The organism is Pseudomonas sp. PDM10 (assembly GCF_014852295.1).
Lineage (GTDB): Bacteria > Pseudomonadota > Gammaproteobacteria > Pseudomonadales > Pseudomonadaceae > Aquipseudomonas.
The window spans coordinates 768954-782458 of sequence record NZ_JACVBJ010000002.1 but is presented as its reverse complement, the minus strand read 5'-3'; the positions used below and the strand labels follow the sequence as shown (position 1 = coordinate 782458).

The window sequence follows — 13505 nt, the reverse complement described above, 5'->3', positions numbered from 1 at the left end:
GCTCAGCTCCTACAAAGATTTGTTATTGATCGGCGGTCTGCATTCCGGCCCGGGTCGGTTTGCCCAGCGCATGAGAGAAGAAACGCCCGGCTTCGGAAACCATGTTGCGATGAATGTCTTTGCGATCGACGCCATCGGCATCGGTACACAGCGCCGGCATGGCGATGATCTGCTCTTCGTTGCAAGGCGCCAGGAACACAAAGTGCCCTGCCCCGACCAGCAACTTGAAGTCCGGTGCGATCGGCAGTTTGCGTGCCAGGGCGGCGGCATTCTTGTCGAACGCTACCAGTTTGTCGCCGTCGCCGCTGTAGAGCAGCACCGGCACATGCACATCGGCCAGGGTATGACGGCCAAACTTCAGGCTCAGTGGCGCCATGAGCAGCAAGGCGCGAACCCGCGGGTCAGCCACCGGCTGCAAGTCATCACGGTCAGCAATCAATTCGCCTTGGGTGTTGCAGGCATCGCGGTCATCCGGGCGTTCCTGACAATAGCGGCGCAGACGGTCCAGGTCGGGTGTCGCGCCGGACAGAATCAGCGCCGTCTCCCCGCCCGCCGAATAACCGATCACACCGACCTGATCGGCATTGACGAAGGGCGCGAGCATTCGGTCGCCCAGCGTCGCGGTAATGGCTTCGGAAATCTGGATGGGCCGACCGTAAAGGTTACTCAACGTACCGAGGCGGCTGTGGTCTTTGGAGTTGTCACCGGGATGGATCACCGCCACCACCACAAACCCTTTGCGTGCCAGCGACGTGGCGAGGTCATGCAAGGCCAGCGGCGTTCCGATGTTGCCGTGGGACAGCATCAGCATCGGGAAACGACCGATGGCAACTCGGGTGTCTTCGCCCGCTTCGACCGTGTAGCCCTCGAGGATGCTGGAGTGTTCCTTCTCGCTGGAGGGGTAGAAGGCGATGGCGCGCATCGGCTGCAAGTCCAGAGGGTCAAGAAAACTCATCTCATGGAAGCCGACGCTCCAGTGAGGATGCGGCGCAGGCGCGGCGTGCACTGAGTTCAGGCTGCTGAGCAGGCAAATCAGTAAAATTGCACAAAGACGCACCATGGGATGCCCCACCTTGTTACTGGACCGGAGACGGTAACCCTCGACTGCATAACTCGGGCCACTATTTAATGAAATTCCGAAATAGCCAGAAACAAAAAACTCCGTCTCTGACACTTGCGTGATCAGAATACAGAGTTTTTTGGGTATTGCCCGAGCTGTTTGATTTTCTTTACACGCACCTTACGCGGCGGCGAACAACTGCTCGCTGATTTGCGTGTGAGCGTCGCTCATGGCTTTGGTGCGGACTTCGTCACCATAGGCAAGGCCATGGGCGCGGACGAACTCGATGTCGGTGATACCGATGAAGCCGAACAGCACCTTCAAGTACTCTTCGTGAGCAACGCCAGTCGCCTGACCCGCATGCAGACCGCCGGAAGTCGAAACGATGACGACTTTCTTGCCACCGCACAGGCCTTCAGGACCGGCTTCGGTGTAACGGAAGGTCTGACCGGCAACGGCGATGCGGTCGATCCAGGCCTTGAGTTGGGTCGGGATGGTGAAGTTGTACATCGGAGCTGCAATCACCACGGCATCGGCGGCGAGGAATTCGGCCAGGGTGGAGGCACTCAGCTCGGCTTCGTGTTGCTGCGCGGCGTTGCGCAGTTCAGCGGCGGTGCCGGCGGCAACCAGGGTCGTGGCGGAGAAATGGCTGATGGCATCGGCGGCCAGGTCGCGGTAGGTCACCACGGCAGTCGGCTCGGCGGTTTGCCAGGCTTTAACGACTTCGCTACTCAGCTGACGGGAAGCCGAGTTGTCACCAAGAATGCTCGAATCGATATGCAGCAGTTTCATGTGGGATCTCCAGGTGAGGATCGCCACGAGGCGATCTGATGGGGAGAATCCTACAGACGAAACTAATAGCTGATTAGTCGGCAACAATGCGATAGTTCGTCCCACTGATAGAACAATCGAGCGTCCACCATGCAAGACCTCAATGATCTCTACTACTTCGCCAAGGTGGTTGAAGCCGATGGCTTTGCCGCAGCCGGGCGTTTGCTCGGAATTCCCAAGTCGCGGTTGTCGCGGCGCATTGCCGAACTGGAAGAACGCCTTGGCGCGCGCCTGCTGCAACGCACCACCCGACAACTGAAGCTGACCGCCGTGGGTGAGCGTTACTTGCGGCACTGTCAGGCAATGCTGCTGGAAGCCGAGATGGCCGATGAAGCCGTCGCCAGCATGTCGAGTGAACCTCGCGGGCGTTTGCGCGTGTCTTGCCCCGTCGGGCTGGCCCACGAAATTCTGCCGACAGTGATCAGCGATTTCCTTGAGAAATATCCTCATGTTCAACTGGAGGTCATGTTACTCAACCGCCGCGTCGACCTGGTGACCGAGGGCGTCGATGTGGCGCTGCGGGTGCGTGAGTTGGGCGATGAGGATCCGCTGCTGGTCACCCGACGTTTGCGCCAGGCGCAGATGGCGATGGTCGCCAGCCCCGGATTTTTGCACGGCCGTGAAATCAACCACCCCGAAGACTTGAAAAACCTGCCCGTGCTCGGCGCCCTGGAAGCCGATCGCCTGGTGCATATCCGCATGCTCGACCAACAGGGCAAAAGCTGCGATCTCACTCTCGAGGCGCGATTGGGCATCGATGACTTTATCGTGCGCAAGGCCTGCACCCTCGCCGGCCAGGGTTTTACCATGCTGCCGATGATGTATTGCGAGCAGGAACTGGAAAACGGCACGCTGGTGCAGCTGCTGCCCGACTGGTCGTTGCCTGGCGGCTGGCTGCAAGCGGTCTACCCTCATCGGCGCGGGGTGATGCCGGCCGTACGCGCCTGGCTCGACCATTTGATCGAATCATTCAATGCCTGCGGGGACCGACTGATATGAAGGCTGGACGTATGAGCGAAGAGGATGTCGCGCAATTCTGTCTCGCGCTGCCGGGCGCGCGGGAAGACTACAAGTGGGGTGGCGTGCGGGTGTTTTCGATTGCCGGGAACAAGATGTTTGCCTTGCAGAATCTGCGGGGCGAATCCCTGGCCTTCAAGGTCGACAAGGACGTGTTTCTCGGTCATTGCGACCGCCCGGGAATCCGCCCGGCGCCGTATCTGGCGCGGGCTCAGTGGATCATCATGGAAACGCCCTACCCGTTGGGCCCTGAAGAGCTGCAAGGCTTGTTGCAGCGTTCCCATCAATTGGTGGTGAGCAAGTTGCCCAAGCGCACCCAGGTCGGACTGCTGCTTTAAAGCAGCGCGAACAGATGGGCGCCGAGAAACAGCTGGTCGATCCAGAACACCTGATGCATCAGCACGATGATCCAGAACACCAACTGAAACGAGAGCTTGCGCGTCTTGTGCCGAAACAGCTGCTGGGCCAGTAAAGCGCCCGGCCAGCCTCCGGCGAGTTCCACCGCATGCAACACGTTCTCCGGTATGCGCCAATGGTCGGCGCGCGCCTTGCGCTTGTCGCTCCAGTACAGCAAGAACGCCAGCAGGCTGACGACCCCGTAAGCCGCCAGGGGAATCACGGAAACCCCGCGCAGCCACAACGACATCGAGCCAAACAACGGCAGCGCGCACAGGACCGCAAACAGCAACAGTTTCAGCTGGAGATTGCGAACCTCTCCTGCGGGCTTGCGCCCAGGGTTGTTGCGCGCACTGGCGTCATTCATGGCTTGACCGCAGTCCAGTCAACCCAGCCGAACTGCCAGGTGGCCAGGATGACCAGGCCAAACGCGATGCGATACCAGGCAAACGCCGCATAGCTGTGGCTGCCGATGAACACGAGCAAGGCTCTGACGGCAATCATCGCGAAGATGAACGCCGTGACGAAGCCGATCGCGAACACCGGAAAATCCGACGGGACGAACAGGTGGCGGTATTTGAAGCCCGAATAAACCGCCGCAGCGACCATGGTCGGCATCGCCAGAAAGAACGAGAACTCGGTAGCGGTCTTGCGCGACAGCCCGAACAACAAGCCACCAATGATCGTCGAGCCGGAGCGTGAGGTCCCGGGAATCATCGCCAGGCACTGGGCGAAGCCGACTTTCAGGGCGTCTTTCCACGTGATCTCATCAACGGTTTCGGCATGCACTTCATGCTGACGCTTTTCGGCCCACAACATGATGATCCCGCCCACAACCAACGCCGTCGCAACGGTGATCGGGTTGAACAGGTACTCGTGGATCAAATCGGAAAAAATCACCCCCAATACCACGGCCGGCATGAAAGCAATCAACAGGTTTGCAGTAAAGCGGCGAGCGCCGGGCTGCGTTGGCAAACCGGTCACCACATCGATGATCTTGCGGCGGAACTCCCACACCACCGCCAGAATCGCCCCCAGCTGAATAATAATGTTGAAAGCGATGGCCCGCTCGCCACCGAAGTTGAGCAGGTCAGCCACGATGATCTGGTGGCCGGTACTGGAAATCGGCAAAAACTCCGTCAGCCCTTCTACAACCCCAAGAATCAATGCCGAAAAGGCAGTCCAAAGATCCATCAATCCCCCAAGAAGCATTGCGCCAAGGCATGCCCCGTAAATATTTTTTCAGAACGTTGATTGCGGTCAGCGTCGCTGCTGCGCCGCGCGCATAGAATCCAGACGGAACCATAAAAATTCCGTGAAAAATCGACTGGGATTCAGGTTTTTCCATGCGGGGCCGAAATCCTATCAGACAAGTCTGATTAACGCTGCCGCGTAATTGGACTTGGGTCGGATATGACCGATTGGCAAAGTGTGGTTGGATGCTGGCGATCATTTATTACAAGAAAAAGAAACCGGAGTGACAGCGTTATGAACAGCTTGCGCAGTATGTCGATCAGCCGACGTTTGTGGCTCATCTTGATCGTGGCCGTCCTGATGCTATTGACGTTGGGCGTCTTGATGCTCAAGCAGATTCACGATGACCTGTACCACGCCAAGGCTCAGAAAACCCAGCATGTGGTGCAAACCGCCAGCGGTATTCTGACCTATTACCACGACCTCGAAACTGCCGGCACCCTCACCCGCGACGCCGCACAGAAGCAGGCACTGAGCGCCGTTCGTGGCCTGCGCTATGACCAGAATGACTACTTCTGGATCAATGACCTGACGCCGGTGATGATCATGCACCCGGCCAACCCGAAACTCGATGGCCAGAACCTCTCGGCGATCCGCGACCCCGACGGTTTTGCCCTGTTTAACGAAATGGTCGCCGTCGCCAAGACCAAGGGTGCCGGCACCGTCGACTATCGCTGGCCGAAACCGGGCGCCAGCGCGCCGGTAGAGAAAACCTCCTACATCAAACTCTTCGAGCCCTGGGGTTGGGTGATCGGTTCGGGCGTGTACATCGATGACATGCAGGCCGAGTTCTATGGCCAGGTGTGGAAGGCCTCGTTCGTGGGGCTGGTGATTGCCCTGATCATGGCGCTGCTGGTCATCCTGATTGCCCGCAGTATCGTGCGTCCACTGCAGGAAACCGTGAACGCCATGGCCAACATCGCCAGCGGCGAAAGCGACCTGACTCACAGCCTCGATACCCATGGCCAGGATGAAGTCACGCAACTGGCACGCCACTTCAACGCCTTCACCGCCAAGCTGCGATTGGTGATCAAAGAACTGCAAGTGTCCGCCAGTGCCCTGGGCCAGTCTTCCAGTGAACTGGGCAACGACGCCGCCCAGGCCCAGCAACGCAGTCAGCAACAATCCCAGCAAATGGAACTGGTGGCCACGGCAATCAATGAAGTGACGTATGGCGTACACGACGTCGCGAAAAACGCCGAGCACGCCGCCAGCGAAATGCGCGATGCCGAGTCTCAGGCGCAGCAAGGTCAGGTCAACATCGATGGCAGCCTGCAACAGATCGACAAGCTGTCCTCCACCATCGATCAAGCGGTGGAAGTCATTCGTACCCTGGCCGCCGAAAGCACGCAGATCGGCAGCGTTCTCGAAGTCATCCGTTCCATCGCCGAGCAAACCAACCTGCTGGCCCTCAACGCGGCCATCGAAGCTGCCCGGGCCGGCGAGCAAGGTCGCGGTTTTGCGGTGGTGGCCGATGAAGTGCGACTGCTGGCCCAGCGCACCCAGAAGTCCACGGCCGAGATCCAGTCGATGATCGAACGCCTGCAAAGCCACTCCGAAGCAGCGGTCAAAGTGATCGGCGACAGCAGCCGTGCATCGCAGTTGACCATCGAGCAGGCCGGCCTGGCCGGCGCAAGCCTGAATGCCATTGCCCAGGCGCTGCGCAACCTCAACGGCTTGAACGCCTCCATCGCCAGCGCGACCTTGCAACAGGCGCATGTGGTCGAGGACATCAACCAGAACGTCACCCAGGCCGCCGGTTTGTCCCACAGCACGGCGCTGGCGGCTGAACAGTCGAGCGTGGCCAGCGTTCACCTGAAGGAATTGAGTGAGCAGTTGAACGGGCTGCTCAAGCAGTTCCGGGTGTAACGACAGTCCCTGTAGCAGCTGCCAAGCCTGTGGCGAGGGGATTTATCCCCGTTGGGCTGCGAAGCGGCCCCTGTTTTTCCAGCCACACCGCGTCCAATGGATTACGACGGCTTCGCCGCCGAACGGGGCGGTGCGACGTTTCGCTAAATCCCCTCGCCACAGGCTTGGCAGCTACTACACAGTGTGTGTACGCCGGTTCTACTTGGCAGCGCCTGCCGTTACAATCCGCCCCCTCTTCGATTTTCCCAAGGTACCTCCATGTCCGGGCTTGAACTGTTTGCCGCCGCCCTCGGTGTCATTGCCGTCTGGTTGACGGTCAAACAGAACCCCTGGTGCTGGCCGATCGGTCTGGTCATGGTGCTGCTTTATAGCTGGATCTTTTTTGAGGTGAAGCTCTACTCGGACATGCTCCTGCAGGTGATCTACGCCGCATTGCAGCTCTATGGCTGGTGGCAGTGGACGCATGCGGGTGACGCACACCAAGGTCGGCAGGTCAGCCTGCTCGACGGTAAATCGGTTGCTATCGGTCTGATCATTGGCGCGGTCGGCAGTCTGTTGCTGGGCGCTGCAATGGCGAACTGGACCGATGCCGCACAACCCTGGCTCGATGCGGCACTCACTGGCTTCAGCCTGGTGGCGCAGTTATGGATGGCGCAAAAACGCGTTCAATGCTGGCCGCTGTGGATCACCCTGGATGTGATCTTCGTCGGGCTGTTTATCTACAAAGGTCTGTACCTGACCGCCGGGCTCTACGCGCTGTTCGCCCTGATTGCCGTGCAAGGCTGGCGAGAATGGCGGGCCGATCCGGCGTTGCGTACATGAAGGTGCTGGTGCTGGCAGGGCCGGAATCCAGCGGCAAAAGCTGGCTTTCGAGTGAGATTCACGCCAATTTTGGCGGCATATTGGTCGGTGAGTACGTTAGGCACTTCATCGAAAGCGAAGCCCGCGAAACCTGCTACGATGACATTGCATCAATAGCACATGGCCAGCTGAGATGGGAGGACGAGGCACGCGCCCGGCAACCGCATTTGCTGATTCTCGACACTCACTTGCTGAGTAACATCCTCTGGAGCCAGACCTTGTTTGGCGCTTGTCCGACATGGATCGAGCAAGCATTGCTGGCACGGCACTACGACCTGCATTTGCTGCTGAGCCCTGAAACCGTGGCCTGGCATGACGACGGGCAGCGTTGCCAACCGCAACTGGCAGAACGCCAGGCATTTTTCCAGGCCAGCCGCCAATGGCTTGACCTGCACCACAGGCCTTGCCAGGTGCTGCAAGGTGATTGGCAACAACGCAAGGACGCGGCATTCGACGCTGTGACGCACTTGCTCACGACCTGACAGCCCCCCGCGCCCTGCCGAAAATGTCCATTCCTGAAACATCTACCCCTGCGCAAACTCCCGAGCTAAAGCGGCTCAAGCACTCCTGCAAGAAAATGTTACGCCTCTGATACAACCTGCCTTCAGCGCCCTTAGCGAGCAATACCGCCACCCTCGACGGCGTTTTTGCGTGGCCCTGTCTCAGTGGCGTTACACAATTTTTTGACTACCTCGACAATTAAATCCAACCACCTGTTTTCAAAAGAAAAACAAAAACCGGCACACCTTCTGCTCTCTTCCTCGCAACGCTGATAAGGGCCAGCGCTCCACTCACAGAAGGAATTGCCGCCGTGGGGAAACCTGATAACAACTTTTTTAGCCTCCTGCTGATCGGATGTGCACTGGGCTCGATTGTCTGCATGCCGGTACAGGCTGACAACGGCATCATTATTATCAAAAGGGATGTCCAGCCGCGCATGGCAACGCGTGCGCCGGTGATGCCCGATCCTAGCCCCACGACCGCCAATGCCAACCCGTCCAAACAGATCATCAGTCAAACGAACGAATTGAGCGACGGCGACTTTGCCGGTGTCGCCAGTGGTGCAGGCATCTCCCGCCTGGTCACTCAAAACACCAACAACCTGGGCGGCAATATCAGCAACCAGAGCCAGCTTTCCAACCTCCCCGCTGGACGTTCGGGAAATGCTGGCGGCGGTATTGCCAACATGGTCAATTCAAGCGTCCAGCAAGGCCTGGGTGCTCTGAAAGTCATAACGGGAGACCGTTAAGATGAATCGTACCCTGCTGATTATCGCCATGTTTTGCAGTGCATCGACCTTCGCCCAATCCCCCGTCATCGATAACGCCAACATCGACGGTTCGGGCGCCCAGTACCAGGGCAACCTCGGGGTCAATCAGGCTGCCGGCGACCTGCAGCAGCAGGCGAACGCCCGGGCCATCGCCGTTGGCCATGGAGCCAGCGCGACCACACAGATTCGCCAACGGCTGCGTACGGTGGTCGACCCCAGGATCGATGCCCGGTCCAGCATTCAAGGCAACTCCTTCAGCCACGGTAACGGCGTCCTGGGTGTCAACCAGAGCGCGGGCGCCAGCAACCAGCAAGCCAATGCCCTGCGGATAAGCATTGGCACACAGCCGCAAAGCATCGACGACAGCGTCCTCAGGCAACAGAACGTGACGCTGATCACCAACTCCGATCCAACTGACTCTGCACCAGGCTATCGCCAGGTCGCTACCAGCGATCAGGCCTTCACCGGTAGCCGTGGGGTGATCCAGTTGAATCAGAGCGCCGGGGTGGGAAACCGAACGGCCAATACCCTGAGCGTACGGGTCACGGACTGACCCAAACAGGTAGGTACAACACTTAACCTAAAATAAGTACGGAGAACCACCATGAAACCTTCGATGGCAATAAAACCTCTGGTTTTTGCAATCGCTGCGGTCTTGGCTGTTGCTGCACAAGCTGGACAGAACGATCGGCGTGGTCACCATCACAACGGTCACCACACTCCTCCTCCAACATGGATCCATACCGACGCGACGGCCACTGCGCACGACAAGCAGACCAATACCGGCAACCGCATCTACAACGAAGGGACTGAGAACTCCGCCGAGATGAGCAGCTCTGCCTCAGGCGCGAGCGGCAACGTCGGCGTCAACGTGGCAGCAGGCGCCGGCAACCAACAAGACAACGCGGCCGCCATCGCAAACGCTGGCTCCACCTCCAGCCTCGATAACAGCTTCGTGTTCGGCAATGCCGACGCCAGTTCTCGAGTCACTCAATACAGCAACAACAACAAGGTCTGGAACTACGGCGTCACAAACTCTGCCGTGATGAGTGGATCGGGCGATGGCAGCAGCGGCAATATGGGGATCAACATTGCTGGCGGCGACCTCAACCAACAGAAAAACACCATGGCAATTGCCAACTCCAATGCTCCGTTGGGTAACGCATCAGCCAGCGCCTCTGCCGATCAAAGCAGTCCTGGCCTGACAGTGAATAACAACGCTGATCGTACCTACCGCGTCGATACGCTTACGGTGACCAAAACCGCCAGCGGTAGTTTCTCTAAAGATAAGTCATTCGATGTTAGCGGCAGTCAAAGCGCTTCTTCGAGCTGGGCCGCGGCCGGTGCCAAGAGCTCTAATTCCAGCGGTTCTCTTAGCGTCGATATAAGCGGTTCGAAGAGCAGCAATGCGAGCGGTTCCAACAGCAGTTCTGCGAGCGGTTCTAACAGCAGTTCTGCGAGCGGTTCCAACAGCAGCAGTGCAAGCGGTTCTTCGAGTGCATCCTTGGATGCTTCCTTGAGCGCTACTTTGGACGCTGCTGCGGCGGCTTCCCATTCCACTACCGTCAATAATGGCAATGGCGATCGCACCCGCAGCAGGAGTTCCGACGCATCGCTTACCGCATCGCTTGACGCAACGCTTAGCGTATCGGTAGATAAATCGTTCGACAAATCGCGCGATTCCTCGTTCGACAGATCTCGCGACTCCTCGTACGACAGATCTCACGAATCCTCGTACGACAAATCGCGCGATTCCTCGTTCGCAAAATCGTTCGATAAGTCGTTCGAGAAATCGAACGCCTCCTCGTTCGAAAAATCGGGCAGTAAATCGTCCGAATCCGAGTTCGCAAAAGCGGGAAGCTTCAGTGAAAGCAGCTCATTTGATTTGAGCAACACCTACTCCTATCAAGTGCTGACTCCAACTGGCTGGGCTAACCCTGTGACCAACACTGCAACCCTGAGTGGTTCGGTGAATGGTGGCAGTGGCAACCTGGGCGTCAACGTGGCTGCCGGTGTGGGTAACCAACAAAGCAACTCGCTGTCCATTGCCAACCAGTCGTTCTAATTGTTGTCTCTTGAGGCCCCCTTACGGGGGCCTTTTTTCAACACACCAGAAGGCATCCCACTATGCGCATTATCGCCTTGGCAATTTTGCTTTGCGTGGCCAGTGTGATCGAGGCTGCACAACTGCCGCTTGCCGTCCTGCCGGGCGGCGCGTTGGTATATAAGCCGATCCAGAGCATACGCGAGCGTAAATTTGCCGACCTGGTGCAACAGAAAACCGACTTCAGTTGCGGCGCAGCTGCGCTGGCGACGATATTGCGCCAAGCCTATTGGCTGGACGTGAACGAAGAACAAATCATCGAAGGCATGCTGGCACACTCCGATCAGGATCTTGTCCGCGTCCAGGGCTTTTCCATGCTCGACATGAAGCGCTACGTGGAAAGTCTCGGCATGCGCGCCCGTGGTTACCGGGTAGCGACGCAAACGTTGAGCGAGATCAGAATTCCGGTTGTGGTACTCATGGATATCCGTGGCTACAAACACTTTGTGGTCATGCAACGAGTTCATAACGGCTGGGTATATATCGGAGATCCGGTACTCGGTCATAAACGTTACAAAGTCGAAGACTTTGTAAAAGGCTGGAACGGCATCATCTTTGCCGTCATCGGCCAGGGCTACGACAAAGCCAACGCGTTGCTCGACCCGCCCCTGCCGCTGACCGCCAAGAACCGCATCAACACCTTCAGCCCGGTGCAAGACGCAGAGTTGATGGATTTCGGATTCATCCAGAGTGACTTCTTCTAATAACAAGGGAGCACGACGCTCCGGGAGCATTCCAATGAAGACTCCAATCTGGCTGGCCGTGGTTTGCCTGGCCGCCAGCCTGCCGACCCAGGCACAGATGTTCAAACCCATTGAACTTAACGATCACGAACTGGCAACCCTGCGAGGCCGCTATGTCATGCCGGGACGGATCATCAGTTTTGGCATTGTCATGACCAGCACTTGGCAAAACGCCAACGGTGAAGTGATCGGGGCGACTTCCTCGATGCAAATTCAACAATCGACCATCCAGCCACAGTTTTATGTGTCGATCATCAATGAAAAAGGTAATGGCTCAGCGAGTTCGCAAGGCACCGGCACCGTCACTGGCGGCAGCGGCCTCAACAGCACCGAAGGCGTCACTCAAGTCGTGCGTGCTGCCGGCGACCATAACACTGCCTACAACAACGTTGATATCAACGTTACACGGGCTGACCAGGCACCAACAACGCAACAGCAGGGCCAGGCATTGACCGCAGGTTCGACGTTGGCCGACGCTAATGGCGCGGGCGCGCTGAGCATCACCTCGACCCGTAACGGTGTGCAACTCAACATCGTGGCCAACAACAATCAGGGCAGTACCGTACAACGTCTCGCCCAGGGTGGACTGATGCAAAACACAACTTTGCTCGGCGGTGGCAACCAGGTCCGCAACCTGACGTCCCTCAATGTCGTGCTGCGTGACAACGTGGCGACAGGCGGTTCGCTGAACGGCAATCTGGACCAGCTCAAAGGTCTTCGCACCCAAGGATTCTGATCTACGCTCAGTTTCATCAGATGAAGTCAGAAAGGGACGGCTAACCCATGCACCGATCGTTGACGTTCAGAACCATCGTTTGTTTGAGTAGCCTGGCCCCGGCGACACTGCTATACGCAGCACCGGACCCCCAGGTCGAGTTACTAAAACAAGAACTCATGGAGTTGAAACAGCGTTACGAAGCACAACAGAACGCGCTGATGGTACTCGAGCAACGCGTTCGCCAAGTCGAAGAAACACCTGCGACACCGCCTCCCAAACGCCTGACCAAATCCCCCGCCGAAACGCCCAAGGGTGGCCAGTCGTTGGCCGCCGGTGCGCCGGGAACCACAGGCAGTTCATATGGCCAATCGCTCAAGGATGACTCGGAGCCTGCACAAAGCGTTTCCAACCTGTATGACGAAGCCAGCGGCTTCTTCGGTGGCGGCAAGTTCAGCTTCGAAACCGGCGTGACCTACACGCACTACGATACCCGTGCGCTGACGCTCAATGGCTTTCTGGCACTGGACTCGATTTTTCTTGGCAACATTGATATCGACCGCATCAAGGCTGATAACTGGACCCTGGACCTGACCGCCCGCTACAACACAGGACAACGCTGGCAGTTCGACATTAACGTTCCTGTGGTTTATCGCGAATCAACGTATTCCTCCGGTGGCGCCGGTGGCGCAGGACCGGTGACGTCGGACGCCACCGTTACCCGCGACCCGACCATCGGCGATGTGAACTTTGGTGTTGCTTACAAGTTTCTGGATGAGTCGGTCAACCTGCCCGATGCGGTCGTTACACTGCGCGTCAAGGCGCCGACCGGTAAGGATCCATACGGCATCAAGCTGGTCCAGGAATCGGACAACGATAACCTCTCGGTACCTGAGGACTTGCCAACCGGCAACGGTGTCTGGTCGATCACCCCGGGTATCTCGCTGGTCAAGACCTTCGACCCGGCCGTGCTGTTCGGCAGCCTGGCCTACACCTACAACCTTGAAGACTCTTTCAGCGACATCAGCCCTCAGGTCAACTCCAAGGTGCCCGGGGACGTGAAACTGGGCAATTCCTGGCAGGTCGGCGGCGGCATTGCATTCGCCTTGAACGAGAAGATGAGTATGTCGTTCTCGTTCACCGACCAGTTCGCCCGCAAGAGCAAAATCAAGCCGGACGGTGGCGATTGGCAGTCGATTACCAACAGCGATTACAACTCGGCCAACTTCAACATCGGCATGACCCTGGCAGCAACCAATAACCTGACGATCGTTCCCAACCTGGCCATCGGCCTGACCGACGACTCGCCAGACTTTTCCTTCAGCCTGAAATTCCCGTACTACTTCTAATCCGCCACCCACAAAAAACCCGCTTTTTCGGCGGGT

Annotated in this window: 15 protein-coding genes; 11 read left to right on the top strand and 4 right to left on the bottom strand. The window is 58.0% G+C overall.

Annotation, left to right across the window (positions count from 1 at the left end; translation table 11 throughout):
* Window positions 1-22: 22 nt before the first annotated feature.
* Both IB252_RS10210 and IB252_RS10205 read right to left on the bottom strand, forming a co-directional pair.
* A complete protein-coding gene (locus IB252_RS10210) occupies window positions 23-1060 on the bottom strand; it encodes an alpha/beta hydrolase family protein (protein ID WP_192408399.1) in 1038 nt (345 codons plus the stop codon).
* A 180-nt stretch (window positions 1061-1240) separates the two neighbouring features.
* The gene (locus IB252_RS10205; protein WP_192408398.1) at window positions 1241-1852 is read right to left on the bottom strand and encodes an FMN-dependent NADH-azoreductase; all 612 of its coding nucleotides are present in this window, start codon (window positions 1850-1852) and stop codon (window positions 1241-1243) included.
* 129 nt (window positions 1853-1981) lie between these two features.
* Between IB252_RS10205 and IB252_RS10200 the strand changes: the two genes are divergently transcribed.
* Both IB252_RS10200 and IB252_RS10195 read left to right on the top strand, forming a co-directional pair.
* A complete protein-coding gene (locus tag IB252_RS10200; RefSeq protein ID WP_111450031.1) occupies window positions 1982-2890 on the top strand; it encodes a LysR substrate-binding domain-containing protein in 909 nt (302 codons plus the stop codon).
* Window positions 2887-3246, top strand: a complete 360-nt coding sequence (locus IB252_RS10195; RefSeq protein WP_111450032.1) for an MmcQ/YjbR family DNA-binding protein — start codon at window positions 2887-2889, stop codon at window positions 3244-3246. Before IB252_RS10200 ends, IB252_RS10195 begins: the two co-directional genes overlap by 4 nt.
* Here IB252_RS10195 and IB252_RS10190 read toward each other — a convergent pair.
* Together IB252_RS10190 and IB252_RS10185 are read right to left on the bottom strand one after the other, a co-directional pair.
* Window positions 3243-3671, bottom strand: coding sequence for a DUF1294 domain-containing protein (locus tag IB252_RS10190; RefSeq protein WP_192408397.1), 429 nt, complete (start codon window positions 3669-3671; stop codon window positions 3243-3245). The two genes, IB252_RS10195 and IB252_RS10190, sit on opposite strands and share 4 nt — an antisense overlap.
* The gene (locus IB252_RS10185; protein ID WP_111450034.1) at window positions 3668-4498 is read right to left on the bottom strand and encodes an undecaprenyl-diphosphate phosphatase; all 831 of its coding nucleotides are present in this window, start codon (window positions 4496-4498) and stop codon (window positions 3668-3670) included. The genes IB252_RS10190 and IB252_RS10185 overlap by 4 nt, the downstream gene beginning before the upstream one ends.
* Window positions 4499-4792: 294 nt before the next feature.
* On the opposite strand from IB252_RS10185, the gene IB252_RS10180 reads away from it, so the two are divergent.
* The 9 genes from IB252_RS10180 to IB252_RS10140 all read left to right on the top strand — a co-directional run bounded on the left by IB252_RS10180 (window position 4793) and on the right by IB252_RS10140 (window position 13469).
* Window positions 4793-6427 carry a methyl-accepting chemotaxis protein gene (locus IB252_RS10180; RefSeq protein ID WP_192408396.1) on the top strand — a complete coding sequence of 545 codons (1635 nt, stop codon included), beginning with the start codon at window positions 4793-4795 and terminating at the stop codon, window positions 6425-6427.
* A 258-nt stretch (window positions 6428-6685) separates the two neighbouring features.
* Entirely contained in the window at window positions 6686-7249 is a 564-nt protein-coding gene (pnuC, locus tag IB252_RS10175) for a nicotinamide riboside transporter PnuC (RefSeq protein WP_192408395.1), read from the top strand.
* Window positions 7246-7770: an AAA family ATPase gene (locus IB252_RS10170; RefSeq protein WP_192408617.1), complete on the top strand. Its 525-nt coding sequence runs from the start codon at window positions 7246-7248 to the stop codon at window positions 7768-7770. The genes pnuC and IB252_RS10170 overlap by 4 nt, the downstream gene beginning before the upstream one ends.
* A gap of 329 nt (window positions 7771-8099) precedes the next feature.
* Complete coding sequence (locus IB252_RS10165; protein WP_192408394.1) at window positions 8100-8537, top strand: hypothetical protein; 438 nt, start codon at window positions 8100-8102, stop codon at window positions 8535-8537.
* Between the two features lies 1 nt (window position 8538).
* Window positions 8539-9111 carry an adhesin gene (locus IB252_RS10160; protein WP_111450039.1) on the top strand — a complete coding sequence of 191 codons (573 nt, stop codon included), beginning with the start codon at window positions 8539-8541 and terminating at the stop codon, window positions 9109-9111.
* A 51-nt stretch (window positions 9112-9162) separates the two neighbouring features.
* Window positions 9163-10623, top strand: coding sequence for a heme utilization protein (locus tag IB252_RS10155; protein WP_192408393.1), 1461 nt, complete (start codon window positions 9163-9165; stop codon window positions 10621-10623).
* Window positions 10624-10685: 62 nt separating this feature from the next.
* A complete protein-coding gene (locus IB252_RS10150; RefSeq protein WP_111450041.1) occupies window positions 10686-11366 on the top strand; it encodes a C39 family peptidase in 681 nt (226 codons plus the stop codon).
* A 34-nt stretch (window positions 11367-11400) separates the two neighbouring features.
* On the top strand, window positions 11401-12141 hold the full coding sequence (locus tag IB252_RS10145; RefSeq protein ID WP_111450042.1) for a hypothetical protein: 741 nt from the start codon (window positions 11401-11403) through the stop codon (window positions 12139-12141).
* Window positions 12142-12188: 47 nt separating this feature from the next.
* A complete protein-coding gene (locus tag IB252_RS10140; RefSeq protein WP_192408392.1) occupies window positions 12189-13469 on the top strand; it encodes a hypothetical protein in 1281 nt (426 codons plus the stop codon).
* Window positions 13470-13505: the final 36 nt, after the last annotated feature.